General features: G+C 69.1%; 11 protein-coding genes. 7 read left to right on the forward strand and 4 right to left on the reverse strand.

Annotation, left to right across the window (positions count from 1 at the left end; translation table 11 throughout):
• Positions 1-889 precede the first annotated feature (889 nt).
• Entirely contained in the window at positions 890-2,017 is a 1,128-nt protein-coding gene (locus NAEX_RS26750) for a hypothetical protein (RefSeq protein ID WP_096330314.1), read from the forward strand.
• A gap of 57 nt (positions 2,018-2,074) precedes the next feature.
• On the opposite strand, the gene NAEX_RS26755 is transcribed toward NAEX_RS26750, so the two are convergent.
• Entirely contained in the window at positions 2,075-3,700 is a 1,626-nt protein-coding gene (locus NAEX_RS26755) for a hypothetical protein (RefSeq protein ID WP_143140318.1), read from the reverse strand.
• 251 nt (positions 3,701-3,951) lie between these two features.
• Between NAEX_RS26755 and NAEX_RS26765 the strand changes: the two genes are divergently transcribed.
• Both NAEX_RS26765 and NAEX_RS26770 read left to right on the forward strand, forming a co-directional pair.
• Positions 3,952-5,079: a hypothetical protein gene (locus NAEX_RS26765; RefSeq protein ID WP_143140319.1), complete on the forward strand. Its 1,128-nt coding sequence runs from the start codon at positions 3,952-3,954 to the stop codon at positions 5,077-5,079.
• Positions 5,080-5,550: 471 nt separating this feature from the next.
• Positions 5,551-6,678: a hypothetical protein gene (locus NAEX_RS26770; RefSeq protein WP_096330318.1), complete on the forward strand. Its 1,128-nt coding sequence runs from the start codon at positions 5,551-5,553 to the stop codon at positions 6,676-6,678.
• 23 nt (positions 6,679-6,701) lie between these two features.
• Here NAEX_RS26770 and NAEX_RS26775 read toward each other — a convergent pair whose 3' ends face one another.
• Together NAEX_RS26775 and NAEX_RS26780 are read right to left on the reverse strand one after the other, a co-directional pair.
• Positions 6,702-8,318: an Ig-like domain-containing protein gene (locus NAEX_RS26775; protein ID WP_143140320.1), complete on the reverse strand. Its 1,617-nt coding sequence runs from the start codon at positions 8,316-8,318 to the stop codon at positions 6,702-6,704.
• Positions 8,319-8,334: 16 nt separating this feature from the next.
• Positions 8,335-9,126, reverse strand: a complete 792-nt coding sequence (locus NAEX_RS26780) for a hypothetical protein (RefSeq protein WP_143140321.1) — start codon at positions 9,124-9,126, stop codon at positions 8,335-8,337.
• Between the two features lie 181 nt (positions 9,127-9,307).
• Here NAEX_RS26780 and NAEX_RS26785 point away from each other — a divergent pair, with 181 nt between their 5' ends.
• From NAEX_RS26785 to NAEX_RS26800, 4 genes are all read left to right on the forward strand, one after another.
• On the forward strand, positions 9,308-10,735 hold the full coding sequence (locus tag NAEX_RS26785) for a serine/threonine-protein kinase (protein WP_170136030.1): 1,428 nt from the start codon (positions 9,308-9,310) through the stop codon (positions 10,733-10,735).
• Between the two features lie 322 nt (positions 10,736-11,057).
• Entirely contained in the window at positions 11,058-11,618 is a 561-nt protein-coding gene (locus NAEX_RS26790) for a TetR/AcrR family transcriptional regulator (RefSeq protein WP_096330322.1), read from the forward strand.
• A gap of 122 nt (positions 11,619-11,740) precedes the next feature.
• Positions 11,741-12,883: an efflux RND transporter periplasmic adaptor subunit gene (locus NAEX_RS26795; protein ID WP_096330323.1), complete on the forward strand. Its 1,143-nt coding sequence runs from the start codon at positions 11,741-11,743 to the stop codon at positions 12,881-12,883.
• A gap of 30 nt (positions 12,884-12,913) precedes the next feature.
• Positions 12,914-16,018: an efflux RND transporter permease subunit gene (locus NAEX_RS26800; RefSeq protein ID WP_096330324.1), complete on the forward strand. Its 3,105-nt coding sequence runs from the start codon at positions 12,914-12,916 to the stop codon at positions 16,016-16,018.
• Positions 16,019-16,090: 72 nt separating this feature from the next.
• Here NAEX_RS26800 and NAEX_RS26805 read toward each other — a convergent pair whose 3' ends face one another.
• A complete protein-coding gene (locus NAEX_RS26805) occupies positions 16,091-16,705 on the reverse strand; it encodes an RNA polymerase sigma factor (RefSeq protein WP_096330325.1) in 615 nt (204 codons plus the stop codon).
• Positions 16,706-16,786: the final 81 nt, after the last annotated feature.

The raw sequence follows: 16,786 nt of genomic DNA on the forward strand, positions 1-16,786 counted from the left end.
ATGAATGGCTGGCAGCAACCGAAAAAACGGCTGCCATCGTCGGGTAGCACAGCGCGCAGCGAGCACGCCTGGGTCGCATGGTCCCTCGCAAGCAACCGAATAGATGGCTCCCAGCGTCCCGCCAAACGAGTAGCGCCCGGGTCGCATGGTCCGTAAAGGTGACGCGCGATGTCGCACGGCGTCGGTCTCACCTCTACTTCGTTGGCTGCCACGCCGGCGCGCCTGGCGGCGCGCTGTTCGCCAGCACGAGTCGTGAGGTTGCGACGACCAGCGCGAGCACGAGTGCCGGATCGGACGACCCGATCGATGCGCGCTCGCGGATCTGCCCAGGGATATCCCAATCCTGGGAGGAGCTTCGTGGAAGCGCAGGTCCAGCGCGGCATGAGGGCGTCGATCTGCGCGGCCCGAGTAGGGCGCGTTCTCGAGGATGTCGCGGCCCAGGTCGCGCCGCGGTGCGATCCGTGCCCCCATCGGTGATTGTGGTGCTCGGGAGCGCGACCCTTCGAGGATACCGCGGGCAGGAGCGCCGGTGAGGCAGCGTTTGCTGTTCAGGGAGCTGGCCGCCGAACTCGATGGAGCGAGCCGTTCATCTCGTGATGAATCGTGGCGACCCATCCACGATTGCAGCGCTGGGCATCTGAGGGGCAAGCGCAAGAATGAAGGACGCGTCGGCCTGTTTTTTCTTGCTACCAGCGGTCGTTGTCCAGACCGCCGTCCCTCGGACGGAGCCTCTTCTTCAATCTTTAAACGTGCTGCGGATGGCTCGAGGCGACACCTTCGACCGGCGCAGTTCGTGGTGCGCACGCAAACATTTAGGCGGCTCCATTCTTGTGCTTCGCCGTGCCAAACGAGTAGCGCCGGGGCCGTGTGGCCGATACGGTAGCGCGCGATGTCGCGCCTCGCCGGATTGGTCGTCACCACTCTCTGCTTTGTCGGTTGCCAGGCTGCTGCGCCCGATGGCGTGCCGTTCGGTAGCGCGAGCAGTGAGGTTGCGACGACGAGTACGTCGACGGGGACATCGACCAGCACGACGTCCTCGTCCACGTCCACGTCGACGGCGACAGCGACGGATGTATCGACGTCGACCTCGACGAGCGACGCGGTCGTTGGCGGCAGCAGTAGCAGTGGCGCCGCTCCGCCGGACTTCGGCGCCGTCGCCCCGGACGGCTGCCAGGGGAAGGTCGACATCATCTTTGCGATCTCCACTGAATATCCGATGAAGGAGTACCAGCCGCGGCTGATCGCGGCGTTCCCCGAGTTCGCGCAGGCGCTCGAGGAAGAGCTCGGCGGGTTCGACCTGCACATCCTCGTGACGGACTCGTCGCACACGTGGTCGATGGATGACTGTTCGCTGTGTCAAGATCCAGCCGACTGCGATCCCGACGGCGTGCCCGACCTTTGCGGCGCGACGATCGACGAATGCGATTATACGATGGGCTCCGGCGAGACCTTCGCCAGCGAGCTGGGCTCCTCGGGCCGGCGATGCAAGCTCGCGGGAGGCCATCGCTACATCACCAGCGAAGAGCCCGATCTCCCGGCCGCGTTCGATTGCCTCGCACGCGTCGGGTGGGGCAGTGCCACGCCGCTGGCCTTCGACTCGATCCTCGCCGCTCTGGACCATTCCCTGATCGAGACGGGCGTCGAGCTCAACTCTCCGGGCGGATGTAACGAGGGGTTCCTCCGCGACGATGCGCTGCTGTTGCTCGTGATCATCCAGAACACCTACGAGTACGGGTCGCTGGGGGGGCCCTACCAGTGGAAAAAGGCGCTGTACGCGGTGAAGGGGGGCGACGAGGACGCGGTGGTCGCGCTCGCCATCACTGCGGACAACGATATATCGCCGAATCTCTGCGCTCCTGGTGAGCCGCCTCTCGATAAGAACCGCATGCGGATCTTCATGGAAGAGCAGCTCAAGCACGGGAATATGGCGTCGATCTGCGCGCCGGCGTACGGCCCCTTCTTCAAGGATGTCGCCGCTCAACTCGCCATGCTCTGCGATCAGTTCATCCCGGACTGACGAGCTTGGAGCACTCATTCTCAGAGAGCTGTCCGACCCTCGTTGTGAGGGACGTGGTTACGGATGATGCACTCTCACCCAAGCTCGATCGCCACGAAGACCTGCCACCGCGCAAAACCCTCGGCCGTCGCAGTCGGCCGCCTGCAGGCCAGCGTCGGCGACGTCGTGCTTGAACAGAAAAGGATCGTCGCTGCTCTGGAACCCGACCACCGCAGCGGAGGTGGCGGTGCTGGCCGCTGTCGTGAATTTGTTCTCACGGTCACAGGCGATCCCGTAAAACGTCGTGTTTTCGAGAGGATCGAGTCTTCGCTTCGCGTCACCGTCGCCCGTAGGGTCGAGCCAGCGGGCAGCCGGCGAGCGCGCGGTCTTACCGGGCTGAATCCATCCACTCGCAACCATGTCTTCCCCACAGGTCGTGACGGCCACGAGGCCGTCCTCGGCCGCATCGAGACCGCTCGACGTCCACGCGTCGGTGAGGCTGTTGTTGAGCTTGTACTGGACCGAAAACGCCCGCAGAGGTGGCTCGCTGTTGTCACTGAAGATGTAGCGCTCGCCGACCACGACCAGAACGTTCAATTTTTCCGACCACGCCACCGCGCGCGGATGCTCGTCGAAGATGTTGAGGTCGTCCGTCCAGTTGTCGCCGGGCAGCGGCGCCGCGATGGTGGCGGACCAGAGCATCGTCCCGCCGTCGCCGAACCCCTCGATGAACCCGTCGTAGCGGGGAGGCAGCTCGTTCACCAGCGCCTCGCCGACCACGAAGAAGCCGTCCGGGCTGGCCGTGATGCCGCTGTAGGTCTGGCCGACGGCGCCGAGGCGTTCCCACTCGAGCGAGCCCTCGGGTGAGAGCACGGCGATGTAGGGTCGACGCGCGAGGCCGGAGCCGATGTTGGCGGCGATGGCGGTGCGGCCTTCGGCGTCGACCGCCAGGCCGACGGCCTGCGAGGGCGGCTGGACCTCCGGAAGCTCGGTCCACTGGGAGATCTGCCAGGGCGAGCCGAACTGCGGGGCGCAGGTGTCGGGATCGAGGCGCCACACCGTGGCCTCGAGCGAGGGGGCCGCGAGCGCGCCGGCCACGACCAGCGCGTCCCCGTAGACGACGGCGGTCAACCAGCCCGAGCCGATGTCTTCCTCGAAGACGCACCGCTGGGTCCCGGTGTCGGGGAGCATCACCACCAGCGTAGCCGAGGCCTGGTCCTTCTGCATCTTGTCGTCCTCGGCGGTCAGCAGCAGCTCGTAGGTGCCGTTGGAGTTGGCCTTCGAGGTGGCGTCGACGGACCACGTGAACTCGGACGGCGCGAACTCTTTCTCCTCGATCTCCAGGGTGGTGACGCTCAGATGCAGGTGGGTCACGTTCGGGCTCACGACCGCGAACGCCTCGGCCGCGCCCGCCTCGTGCAGCACGTGGGGTTCGATCTCGAACAGGAGGATCTCGGGCGGCTCGTCCACCGGCTCGCCGGTGGTCGTGCTCCACGGCTCGCCAGATCCGGGGGTGGCCGGGTGCGGGTCGCTGGTCGTCGCCGGCAGCCCGCTCGCCGCGCTCGCGTCGACGCCGGTGCTGGTCACCCACGACGACGCGCCGCCGCTGTCGCTGCCCTGGGGGAACAGGGCGGTGGCCTGGCCTTCTACGTCCGCGTAGCAGCCGGCGGTCACGAGGGAGACGAGAAGTGTACTTCGGGACATGTCCTCGGCTCCGCTCGCGCCGCGAAGATGATACCGGCGGAGTCGCCGCGCACGAACCGAGGCGATCCCACGGTCCTCGTCGAGACCACCCACGGTCGTCGCGTCGCGGCGTGGGCATCGATGGCGAGGTTGACGCCCCGCCGTACGCGTCCGGTCGTTGCGTACGCAACGAAATAAATTCTTCCAAAATGTGCGTGATGGCACGCCAAGCGAGTAGCACCGGGTTCTGGAGGCCGATAGCCTGGCGCGCGATGTCGCGCGTCAACGCTTTCGCCGTCGTCCTCTACCTCGTTGGCTGCAACGCCGCGTCGCGCGCGGAGACGACGCCGTTCGGCAGCACGAGCGTCGGGGTGACCGCGGGTGACCCGACGTCGACCACGAGCGCGCCGTCGTCGCCGACGACGATGACGAGCGCGGGTGATGTGTCGACATCGGCCGATGCATCGACCTCGACGACGTTCGAGCCGGCCGCGAGCGGCAGCAGTGGCAGTGCCCTGCCGGACTTCGGCGACGTCGCGCCGATCGGCTGCCAGGGGAAGGTGGACGTCATCTTTGCGATCTCCACCCAGTACACGATGGAGTTCGCCCAGACGCGGCTGCTCGCGGCGTTCCCCGAGTTCGCGCAGGCGCTCGAGGAGGAACTGGAGGGCTTCGATCTACACGTCCTCGTGACCGATTCATCGTATACGTGGTCGATGGACGATTGCTCGTTGTGTCAGGATCCGGCCGATTGCGATCCCAACGGCGTGCCGGATCTGTGCGGGGCGACCATCGACGAGTGCGACTACACGCTGGGCGCCGGCGAGACCTTCGGCAGCGAGATCGGCTCTTCCGGCCGGCGCTGCAAGCTCGCGGGCGGCCGTCGCTACATCACCAGCGAGGAGCCCGACTTGCCCGCCGCGTTCGACTGCATTGCTCGTGTTGGTTGGGGCAGCGCCAGCCCCCAACCGTTCGACTCGGTCCTCGCGGCGCTCGATCATCCGTTGATCGAGACAGGCGTGGAGCTGAACGGCCCCGGCGGCTGCAACGAAGGGTTTCTGCGCGATGACGCACTACTCCTGGTGGTGGTCATCCAGGATACGTACGACCAGGACTCGCTCGGGGGACCCTATCAGTGGACGAAGGCTCTCTACGCGGTGAAGGGCGGCGACGAGGACGCAGTGTTCGCTCTCGTCATCACGACCGACGTCGATATCTCGCCGAGCCTGTGTTCTCCTGGCAAGCCTCCGGTGCAATCAACGAATCGACTTCGATTGTTCGCGGAAGATTACATCAAGCACGGCAACGTTGAATCGATCTGCGCGCCCTCCTACGGGGAGTTCTTAAAAGAGACAGCGGCGGAACTAACCGCGCTGTGCGACCAGTTCGTCCCGAAATAGCGCCGATGCGCTATTGACGCTTCAGGGGGATGCACGCGGACCCACGCGAGGTTCCCGGGAGGCCGGCGGTCGCAGAAGCCGCGAGAGTCGCAATCGACGGCCTCAGTGAGGCCTGCGGAACAAGTGCTTGAACAGGAACGGATCGTCGCACGCCCTGAGGCCGAAGACGTTGGCGCCGGCGCCGGGGTCTTCGTCGTAACGCTCGCGGCTCCTGGTTCACGGTCGCAGGCCACCTCCTGGATGGATGCGTCGGGCAGACCGTGGCGTTGTACCCCGACTCGTCGCGACCGGGAACGGCTGACGCGTCGCGGAGAGGGCATCGAGGGCGAGGTTGACGCCCCGCCGTACGTGCCCTTGGTCGTGTACGCGTCCGGTTGTTGCGTACGCAACGAAATAAATTTTCTGAGATCGTGCGTGATGGCACGCCAAGCGAGTAGCGCCGGGTTCTGGAGGCCGATAACCTGGCGCGCGATGTCGCGCGTCACCGCTTTCGCTGTCGTCCTCTACCTTGTTGGCTGCAACGCCGCGTCGCGCGCGGAGACGACGCCGTTCGGCAGCACGAGCGTCGGGGTGACCGCGGGTGACCCGACGTCGACCACGAGCGCGCCATCGTCGCCGACGACGACCACGAGCACGGGTGATGTGTCGACATCGGCCGATGCATCGACCTCGACGACGTTTGAGCCGGCCGCGAGCGGCAGCAGTGGCAGTGCCCTGCCGGACTTCGGCGACGTGGCGCCGATCGGCTGCCAGGGGAAGGTGGACGTCATCTTTGCGATCTCGGCCCAGCACACGATGGAGTTCGCCCAGACGCGGCTGCTCGCGGCGTTCCCCGAGTTCGCGCAGGCGCTCGAGGAAGAACTCGACGGCTTTGACCTCCACGTCCTCGTGACAGATTCTTCATTCTGGTGGTCGATGGACGATTGCTCGTTGTGCCAGGATCCGGCCGATTGTGATCCAAACGGGATGCCGGATCTGTGCGGGGCGACCATCGACGAGTGCGACTTCACGATTGGGGCTGGCGAGACCTTCAGCAGCGAGATCGGATCCTCTGGCCGCCGCTGCAAGCTTGCGGGTGGCCGTCGGTACATCACCCGCGAGGACCCCGACCTTCCCGCCGCGTTCGACTGCCTCGCCCGCGTCGGTTGGGGCGGGGCCAGTCCGCTGCCATTCGACTCGATCCTCGCGGCCGTCGGTCACCCCTTGATCGATACAGGCGTCGACTTGAACGGCCCCGGGGGCTGCAACGAAGGGTTCCTGCGCGACGACGCGCTGCTCCTGGTGGTGGTCATTCAGGATACGTTCGACCAGGACTCGTTCGGGGGACCCTATCAGTGGACGAAGGCCCTTTACGCGGTGAAGGGCGGCGACGAGGACGCAGTGTTCGCCCTCGTCATCACCTCCGACGTCGAGCTCTCGCCGAGTTTGTGCTTCCCCGGCGAACCGCCGTTGGCCGCGAAGAACCGCCTTCGGCTGTTCGCGGAAGATTACATCAAGCACGGCAACGTCGAATCGATCTGCGCGCCGTCCTACGGGGAGTTTTTCAAAGAGACAGCGGCGCAGGTAGCCGCGCTGTGCGACCAGTTCATCCCGAAGTAGCGCTGGTAGTGGCATTGGGCGATTCACGGGTGATGCACGCGCACCCACGCGTGGTTGCCCAGGAGGCCAGCTGTCGCGCAGAAACCACGGGAATCACAATCGACGGCTGTCAATGTGGCCTGCGGAAACAAGTGCTTGAACAGGAATGGATCGTCGCTGCCTTTGAAGCCGACGACGTAGGTGCTGTCGATGGTCGTAGCGACGCCCGCGACCTTCTGCTCACGATCGCAGGCCACGGCCTGCATCGATGCGTGGAGCAGGTTGTCGAGTCGGCGCTTGTCGCCATTGCCGAGCGGATCGAGCCAACGCGTGGCCGGGCTTCGGCTGTTCGGACCGGAGCCCACCCAGCCGGCAGCCAGCGGGAATCCGCCGCAATCGGCGATCGCCAGGAGACCGTCCTCGTCGCCGTCGAGGCCGCTCGAGGTCCAGGCGCCGACGAGTGCGCCATTCCCAGTGTAACGCGCAGAGAAAGCCCGCGTCCAGTTGAAAACTATGTCTTCTGACACCAGACGTTCGCCGACGAGGAGCAGCGTTTGACTCTCTTCTTGCCACGTGACTGCGCGCGGATGTTCGTCGAGGGTTTTGGGGTCGCCAGGGAAGTTATCCCCTGGCAGCGGCGCGGCGAGGATGTCCCACCAGACCTTCTTGCCTTCTGCGTCGAAGCTCTCGACGAGGCCGTCGCGCGGCGCCTTGCCGTCGACGATCTGTAGCTGCTCGCCGACCACGAAGAAGCGGTCGGGCGCGGCCGTGATGCCGCTGTACGTCTGCCCCATCGGGCCGAGGTGTTCCCATTCGAGCGCGCCCTCGGGCGAGAGCACCGCGAGGTAGGGCTGGCGTACGAGGCCCTCGCCGATGTTCGCGGCGATCGCCATGCGGCCTTCGCCGTCGATCGCCAGGCCGACGGCCTCCGAAGTGCCTTGCACCTTGAGCGCGCTCCACTGCGAGAGCTTCCACGGGTAGCCCGCCTGGGGCTGGCACGAGTCGGGGTCGAGTCGCCAGACCGTGGCCTCGCGCGAGGGGTTCGACAGCGAGCCGACGACGATCAGCGCGTCGTCGGCGTAGACCGTGGCGGTCAACCTGCTGGCGAGGACGTCCTCGGTGAACACGCACTTCTCGGCCCCGGTCTCGGGCAACGTGACCCACAGCATCGCGGTCGCGCTGGCGGTGAGGCCCTCGCGGTCGCGGACGACGAGCTCGAGCGTGTACGTGCCCTCGGACGCGGCCTTCGAGGTCGCCGCGAAGGACCACGCGAACTCGGCCGGCGGTCCGGACCACACCGGTTGGCCGTCGACGTGCAGCTCCAGCGACACCACGTCCGCGCTGACGACGGCGTGCGCCTCGGCCGTGCCTGCCTCGTGCAGCGTGTCGGGCTCGACGGTGAAGCTGACGATCTCGGGCGGCTCGTTGGCGGGGCCCTCGAACGTGGTCGCGGTCTCGCTGGGGCCGCTGCTGCCGGTGGGCGTGTCGCTCGTCACCGTCTGGAACGAGTCGCCCGGGGCCTCGCTCGCGCCGCTGCTCGTCGCGGCCGAAGTGCCCGCGTCGGTGTCGGTCTCGGCGGGGAACCGCGCCGAGCCGTCGGCCCACGTCTCCGCGAAGCAGGCGGCGACGGCGAGCGGGAGCACGAGTGTACTTCGGGACATGTCCGCGGCGCTCCGGTCAGAACGCCCCGCTGAAGATGACACCGGCGGCTCCGCCGCGCACGTACGGGCTCACTCGGGCCCGCCGCTTCGCCGACACGTACAGCGGGATCGCAGCGGCCAGCGTCACCGCGCCGGCGACCCCGAAGCCCAGCGCGACCCACCGCGTCTGGTCGGCGATCCCGAACACCCGCTGGAACTCCTCCTTCTCCGCGAAGGTCATCAGGCGGTGCTCGACGACCGCCCTCGTCGTGATCGCCTGCGCCTCGCCGAGGTAGTAGCCCGACACCGCGATCGTGCCGATCGCGACCGCCCCGAGGCCGACGCCGGTGCCGAGCAGCGCCCTGCCGGTGGTGAGGCGCTCCTTGTTGGAGCGGTCGGGGACCGGCTGCGAGCGCGGCGGATTCTTCGCCGGCGGCGGCTCGGGCTCGGGCGCCGGCGCGGGCGGGGGGGACGCCGCGGGCGGCGCGGACGTGTCGTCCGGCGGGCCGGACTTTTCACACTTGTCGGCCTCGACCTCGCGGCGGCGGCGCTCGAGCGCCGCCGAGCGCTTCAGGGCCGGGTCGGCGAAGTACGCTTCGAGCAGCGCCCGGGCCCTGCACCTCGCCTCCGGCGAGCCCTCGTCGATCCACGCGCCCGCGGCGAGGGCGGCCGCGAGGCGGCGATTGTCCGGCGCGACGGACGCGTCACCTGCGATCGGTGCGGCGAGCTCGGCGGCCTCGAGCCGGCGACCGGCAGCGTATTCGGTGCAGGCGGGCACTAAAACTTCGGGACAGGTGTCAGGCGCCCCGACCAGCGTGAAGAGCAACATGTGCGTGTACATCGTCTTACCGTCGTGGGCCCTGGTCTTCCCTCGTATACCAAGAACTTGCAGCGCCGGGGAAACATGTGCGTGTACATCGTCTCGCCGGCGGTCCCTGCACGCCCTCGTATACCGCAGACCTGCGATCGTGCTATGAGACGCCATGGTCAGGCCCGATCCGAAGGCGCTCGTGGGACGCACCTTGGGTGGCGTCTACCGGATCAAGCGGCACGTCGCCGCCGGGGGCTTCGCCGACCTGTACGAGGGCTGGCACGAGGAGCTCGAGACGCCGGTGGCGGTCAAGGTGCGCCGCGCGGTCGGGCTCGACGGCGACCCCGAGGCCGTCGCCCGCAACGACGACTATTGCTTCGCCCACTTCAAGACCGAGGCGATCCTCGGGTTCCGCCTGCGCGACCCTCACGTGGTGCGCGTGCTCGACTTCCGCCTCGAGGCGAAGGTCGAGTACCTGGTGATGGAGTGGCTCGAGGGCAAGAGCCTGCAGGTGCTCGCCGACGGGCGGCCGATGTACTGGCGGCGGGCGGTCGACTTGATGGCGAAGGCGGCCGACGCGGTGGCGAGCCTGCACGCGGCCGGGTGGTTTCACCGCGACATCAAGCCCGACAACTTCATGGTGTTGGGTGGCGGCGAGGACGACGAGCGGGTCGTGCTCATCGACCTCGGGCTGGTACGCCAGCGGCCGCTGGCGGCCCCGATCGTGTCGCAGCTGGCGGAGCCCACGGCGTGGATCGCCCACACCCCCGGCTACTGCGCGCCCGAGGTCTATGCGCAGGTGAAGCAGAAGCGGATCGAGACCTCGCCGTTCACCGAGGCCTCCGAGGTGTTCGCGCTCGGGGTGACGCTCTACAAGCTGATCACGGGGCGGATCCCCTGGGTCGGTCACACGGCGCAGCAACAGCAAGACGAGATCGCGCTCGGCTCGCCGCCGATCCCGCTGTCCCAGCTCGGCACGCGCGTGCCGCCCGAGCTCGAGCAACTGCTGCTGCGCGCCCTCGGGTCCGACCCGTCGCAGCGACCGAGCTCCGCGCAGGCGTTCGCCCGCGAGCTGCGGCGCGTGCTGGTGCCGTCGAAGCCGTTGCCGGAGGTGGCGACGGCGCGGCCGCCCGCGGCCGACGAGCGCCGCGAGGCCGGCGAATCGTCGCCGCGGATGGCCGCCGCGCCGCCGCCCGCGAAGCCGGCGCGGCCGCGTCGGAGCCTGCTGCGGTGGGCGCCGGTGGTGCTGTTGCTCGCGCTCGGCGGGTCGTTGGTGCTCGCGCTGGGCTGGTCGCTCGGCTGGCAGGTACCGGCAGCGCCGGCCGAGCTGCGAGTCGACGAAGCGCCGGCGCCGAGCCCCGCGCCGTCGCCGGTGATCGTGACCGTGCCGGACGCGACGCCGGCACCGAGCCCCGCGCCGCCGCCGTCGACCCGCCGGCGGACCACGCTGGTCGAGCAGCTGCGGCGCTGCCCGGGCGCACCGTCGGGCATGGTGGCGCTCGAGATCCGCGGCGGACGGCTGGTCGCCGTCGACTTCGAGCCGCTGCGCGCCGACGACGAGTGGCACCAATGCGCCGCGAAGCGCCTGCTCGGGGCGAAGGACGGGCAGCGGATCGTCAACCTCTAGCCCGATCGACGCTGTACTCATTCGTGGCGGAGTCCCCGGAGTGAGAGTCGCCGCGGGGTGTCATCAAAAAGTTGGTACGAGCGACGGCCCGCGAGTGGGATTTCGCGGTCGTACGGATGTCGAGATGCTCGGTTCGATTGCGCGTTCTCGCGCACGTCAAGGGTCGAGCGCGCTCGCCGCGGCAGGAAAGCAGCGAACGGGCGTGAGATCGCCGAACGTTGTCTGGTAGGCGGTACTCGTGCATAAACCTGCCGGACGAGCAGCGGCGCCGAGCGCGAGTTCGCTTGCGAAGATACCGACCAGCCGGTATGTTTCGCGGCCCGTGTCGCTCGCCAATCAGCGCAAGAAGGAGCCGGACGTCGTGCGACAAAAGTTGCTCGATTGCGCTGCACAGATTTTGGTCGACCGCGGGCTGGCCAACCTCACCGTGCAGGCGGTGGCCGACGCGGCGGGGGTGACCAAGGGCGGGCTGCTGCATCATTTCGCCAGCAAGCAGAAGCTGACCGAGGCGCTGTTCGCCGAGAAGCTGCGGAGCCTCGACGCCGAGATCGACGCGTCGATGGCCGCGGACCCGGTCGCGTACGGACGGTTCACGCGGGCATATGTCCGCAGCACGCTGCGCGTCGGACAGACGGGGCCGTGTCCGTGCGCGGCGCTCTCGGTCTCGACGCTGGTCGACCCGGCGCTGCGGCAGGCGTGGCGCGACTGGTACAGCGCGCGGCTGCAGCGGCACCGCGACACCGACGGAGCGCCGGAGCTGCAGCTCGTACGCTACGCGGCGGACGGGGTGTGGCTGGAGGACCTGATGGCGCCGGACAGTGAACCCCCGATCGACCGCCAGGCATTGTTCTCGCAAATGATCGACCTGACCCGAAAGCGGTAAAGGCGGAGCCTGCGTCGCTCCACGGCATCTGCGATCGTCCCACATTTCTACCAATGCGCGCTGCGCCTCCGACCCGGACGTCGTCCGCGCGAAGAGGTGCGAATGCGACGGGTTTCGAAATCATGCAACCGTGCTCTTTCTCCTCGTTCGTCCATTCCCTGGTGCTGCTCGCCTTGCTCGTCGCGTGCGAGCAGCCGACGGCCGACGCGGCCCCCGCGGGTGAGCCGCCCGCCACGGAGGTGGCGACCGTGGTCGTCGCGACCGAGGCGGTGCCGCGCGTGCGCGAGCTGCCGGGGCGGGTCGCATCCTCACGCGTCGCCGAGGTGCGCGCGCGGGTCTCCGGCATCGTCCTCGAGCGCGTGTTCGAGGAGGGCAGCTACGTGAAAAAGGGCGACGTGCTGTTCCGCCTCGAGCCGACGGTCTACCGGGCGGAGCGCGACGCCCAGACGGCGGCGCTCGTGCGGGCGGAGGCGACGCGCGACCAGGCGCTGCGCCACGCGAACCGCACGCAGACGCTGCTCGAGCGGCAGACGGTCAGCACGGCCCAGCACGACGTCGCCGACGCGGCGCTCAAGCAGGCCGAGGCGGACGTGGCGTCGGCGCGGGCGCGACTGGCCCGCGCGCGGGTCGACCTCGACCACGCCACGGTGCGGGCGCCGATCAGCGGGCGGATCGGTCGCGCCCTGGTGACCGAGGGCGCGCTCGTCAACGAGATCGCGGCCACGCACCTCGCCACCATTCACCAGATCGATCCGATCTACGTCGACTTCGTGCAGCCGGTCGACGACCTCGACCCCAGCGAGCGCGACGGCGCCGCCAAGGTCGAGCTCGTGCGCGCCGACGGCAGCGTGTACGGCGAGGTCGGGCAGCTCTTGTTCACCGATGTCAGCGTCGACCCGGGCACCGCCCAGGTGACCACGCGGGCCTCGTTCCCCAACCCGGACGGCGCCCTGCTGCCCGGCACCTACGTGCGCGTGCGGCTGGCCCGCGGGCGCGACGTCGAGGCGATCGTGGTGCCGCCGCAGGCGATCCAGCGCAGCAGCGCCGGCGAGGCCCAAGCCTTCGTCGTCGACGACGCCGGCAAGATCGCGCTCAGACCACTGCGCACCGGCCCGCTCACCGCGCGCGGCTGGATCGTCGAGGAGGGGCTCTCCGCCGGCGAGACCGTCGTCGTCGAGGGGTTCCAGAAGATCCGCCCGGGCGCCAGCGTGACGCCGATGCCCTGGGCCCCGCCGTCGCCCGCGTCGGCCACCGCGCAGCGCTGACCTGTCCATTTTGCCCGAGGGGGCACCGTCATGATCTCCTTCTTCATCGATCGCCCGATCTTCGCCTGGGCCATCTCGCTGTTCATCATGCTGGCGGGCGCGATCTCGCTGGTCTACCTGCCGGTCTCGCAGTACCCGAGCGTGGCGCCGGTGACGGTCTCGGTGACCGCGAATTACCCGGGCGCGCCGCCGGAGCGGCTCTACGAGGGCGTCACGCGCATCCTCGAGGAGGAGCTCAACGGCATCCCGGGGGTGATGTACTTCGAGTCGACCAGCGACGCCTCGGGGACGGCGCAGATCATGGTGTCGTTCGCGCCCGGCTACGACCCGGCGAAGGCGACGGTGGCGGTGCAGAACCGGCTGAAGCGGGTCGAGGCGCGGCTGCCCCGGGTGGTGGCGCAGCAGGGCGTGCAGATCGAGGAGGCGACGACCGCGATCATGCAGTTCGTCACGGTGCGGGCGACCGACGGCAGCATGACGGAGATCGAGCTCGGTGACCTGGCGGCCCGGCGGATCCTCGGCGAGCTGCGGCGGGTGCCCGGGGTCGGTCGCGCGACCCTGTTCTCGACCGAGAAGGCGCTGCGGGTGTGGATCGATCCGGCCCGCTTGGTCGGCTACGGCCTCACCGCCGGCGACGTCACCGCCGCGATCGAGAGTCAGAACGCCCAGATCGCGTCCGGCATCGTCGGCGCGCCGCCGTCGGTCGACGGCCAGCGGATCGCCGCCAACGTGCTCGTCAAGGGCCAGCTCGGCACCGTGCAGGAGTTCGAGCAGATCGTCCTGCGCGCCAATGTCGACGGTTCGCTGGTGCGCCTGCGCGACGTCGCCGACGTCGAGCTCGGCGGCCAGAGCTATCTGTTCCAGGCGCGCCTCGACGGGCGACCCGCGGCCGGCATCGGCATCCAGCTCGCGCCCGGCGGCAACGCGCTGGCCACCGCGACCGGCGTCCACCAGAAGATCGCCGAGCTGATGCGGACGATGCCGCCGAACGTGGAGATCTTGGTCCCCTACGACACGACGCCGTTCGTCGAGGTCTCGATCCGCCAGGTCGTCGCCACGTTGCTCGAGGCGATGGCGCTGGTGTTCGCGGTGATGTTCCTGTTCCTGCAGGACTTCCGCTACACGATCATCCCCGCGATCGTGGTGCCGGTCGCGCTGCTCGGGACCTGCGCGGCGCTGCTGCTGGCCGGGTTCTCGATCAACGTGCTGACCATGTTCGGCATGGTGCTGGCGATCGGCATCCTCGTCGACGACGCGATCGTCGTGGTCGAGAACGTCGAGCGCATCATGGCCGAGGAGGGCCTGGCGCCGAAGGCGGCGACGCGCAAGGCGATGGGCCAGATCACCGGGGCGATCATCGGCATCACGGTGGTGCTGATCGCGGTGTTCCTGCCGATGGCGTTCTTCCCGGGCTCGGTCGGGGTGATCTACCGCCAGTTCGCGGTGTCGATGGCGACGTCGATCGCGTTCTCGGCGTTCCTCGCCCTGTCGCTGACGCCGGCGCTGTGCGGCACGCTGCTGCGGCGGCACGCCGACGGGCACGGCCGCGCCCGCCGCGGGCCGTTCGCGTGGTTCAACCGCGGCTTCGAGGCGGTGACGCTGCGCTACCGCAACGGCGTCGGCGGGGTGCTGCGCCGGCCGGCGCGCTTCCTGGCGATCTACGTGGCCCTGCTCGCCGGGCTGGCGTGGAGCTACCAGCGGCTGCCGACGAGCTTCCTGCCGACCGAGGACCAGGGCTATCTCATCGTCGACGTCCAGACCCCGCCGGAGGCGTCGCAGGAGCGCACCCTCGACGTGATCCGGCGCATCGAGGCGCACTTCGCCAGCGAGGCGGCGGTGGCCAGCGTGGCCACGATCGCCGGGTTCGGGTTCTCGGGCCAGGGGCAGAACGCGGCGCTCGCGTTCATCATGCTCGACGACTGGGCGCAGCGCGGGCCGGAGGACTCGGCCGACGCCGTGGGCGGGCGGGCCAACGCGGCGCTGTCGGGGATCCCCGACGCGATCGCGTTCGCCCTCGCGCCGCCGGCGATCGAGTCGCTCGGCAACTCGAGCGGGTTCAGCTTCCGCCTGCAGGACAAGGCCCAGCGCGGTCAGGCGGCCCTGGCGGCGGCCCGCGACCAGCTGCTCGCGGCGGCCTCGCAGAGCCCGGTGCTCGAGAACGTGTACGTCGAGGGCCTGCCGACGGCGCCGCAGATCGAGCTGCGGGTCGACCGCGACAAGGCGAACGCGCTCGGGGTCGGGTTCGCGGCGATCAACCAGACGCTGTCGACCAGCCTGGGCTCGGCCTACGTCAACGACTTCCCCAACCAGTCGCGGATGCAGCGGGTCATCGTCCAGGCGGACGCGGCCCGGCGGATGAAGGCCGAGGACCTGCTCGACCTGTTCGTCCGCAACAACGCGGGCAAGATGGTGCCGATGCGCGCGTTCGCCGAGGTCGCGTGGACGATGGGGCCGTCGCAGGTGGTCAGCTACAACGGCTACCAGAGCATCAAGTTCAGCGGCAACGCGGCGGCCGGGCGCGCCAGCGGCGACGCGATGGCCGAGATGGAGCGCCTCGCGGCCGAGCTGCCGGAGGGCTTCGACCACGCGTGGACCGGCCAGTCGCTGCAGGAGAAGCTGTCGGGCAGCCAGGCGATCTACCTGCTGGCGCTGTCGCTGGTGTGCGTGTTCCTCTGCCTCGCCGCGCTCTACGAGAGCTGGTCGATCCCGCTGGCGGTGCTGCTCGTCATCCCCACCGGCGTGCTCGGCTCGGTCCTCGCCATCTCGTGGCGCGAGCTGCCCAACGACGTCTACTTCAAGGTCGGCCTCATCACGATCATCGGCCTGACCGCGAAGAACGCGATCCTCATCATCGAGGTCGCCAAGGAGCTGGTCGCCGAGGGCCGCTCGGTCCGCGCCGCGGCGGTCGAGGCCTGCCGGCTGCGCTTCCGCCCGATCGTCATGACCTCGCTCGCGTTCATCCTCGGCGTGGTGCCGCTGGCGATCGCCACCGGCGCGAGCTCGAACAGCCAGCGGGCGATCGGCACCGGCGTGTTCGGCGGGATGGTCGCGGCGACGGTGCTGGCGATCTTCGCCACCCCGCTGTTCTACGCGCTGATCGCGTCCGCCTCGCGCAAGAAGGCCGACAGCGAGTAGCTCGTTGGGACATGCCCTCGCGGGCATGCCCTCGCGGGCATGTCCGCTGCGACATGTCCCAACGAGCACGAGTCAGCCGCGGCCGAGCTGGTCGCGGAGCTCGCGGGCCCAGCGCTCGAGGTCGTGGAGGGTCGCCTCGGCGAGCCCGGGCGCGGGGGCGAGGGCGCGGAGGCGGTCGCCGAGCAGCTGGCGGGCGCGGCGGAGGCGGGTGCGGACGGTGCCCTCGGGCAGCTCGAGCGCGGCGGCGATGGCGGGGGCGGGGTAGCTCTCCCAGTAGAACAGCTCGACGACGATCTGCAGCTCGAGCGGCAGCGAGCGCAGGGCGTGGTAGAGGAGCTGGAGGTGCTCGCGGCGGTCGACCAGGGCGCTGGGCGACTCGCCGAGGTCGGCGACCGAGACGGTGTCGCCGTCGAAGATGCCGTCGCGGTACTGGTCGCGGAAGCGGCGGAGCAGCAGGTTGCGCGCGATCCCGAACAGGTAGGCGCGGACCGGCACGCCGGCCGGGAGGTGCTCGCTGCGCTCGACGAGGGCGAGGAAGGTGCGCTGCACGAGGTCCTCCACGCCGGTCTGCACCTTGCTGTAGAAGAAGCGCGCGATCGGCTCGAAGTGGCGGGAAAACAGGCGGCTGCCGGCGCGCTTGTCACCGTCTCGCCACGCGGCCACCAGCGCCTCGTCGGTCTCCTCCATCCGGGCGATGGTAATCGGGCCGGCGGCGGGCGGCGAAAAAAAAATCGTCACCCGGCGTGATCGATGGGCATCCTCGTGGAA

Source organism: Nannocystis exedens, from assembly GCF_002343915.1.
Classification (GTDB): Bacteria; Myxococcota_A; Polyangia; order Nannocystales; family Nannocystaceae; genus Nannocystis; species Nannocystis exedens.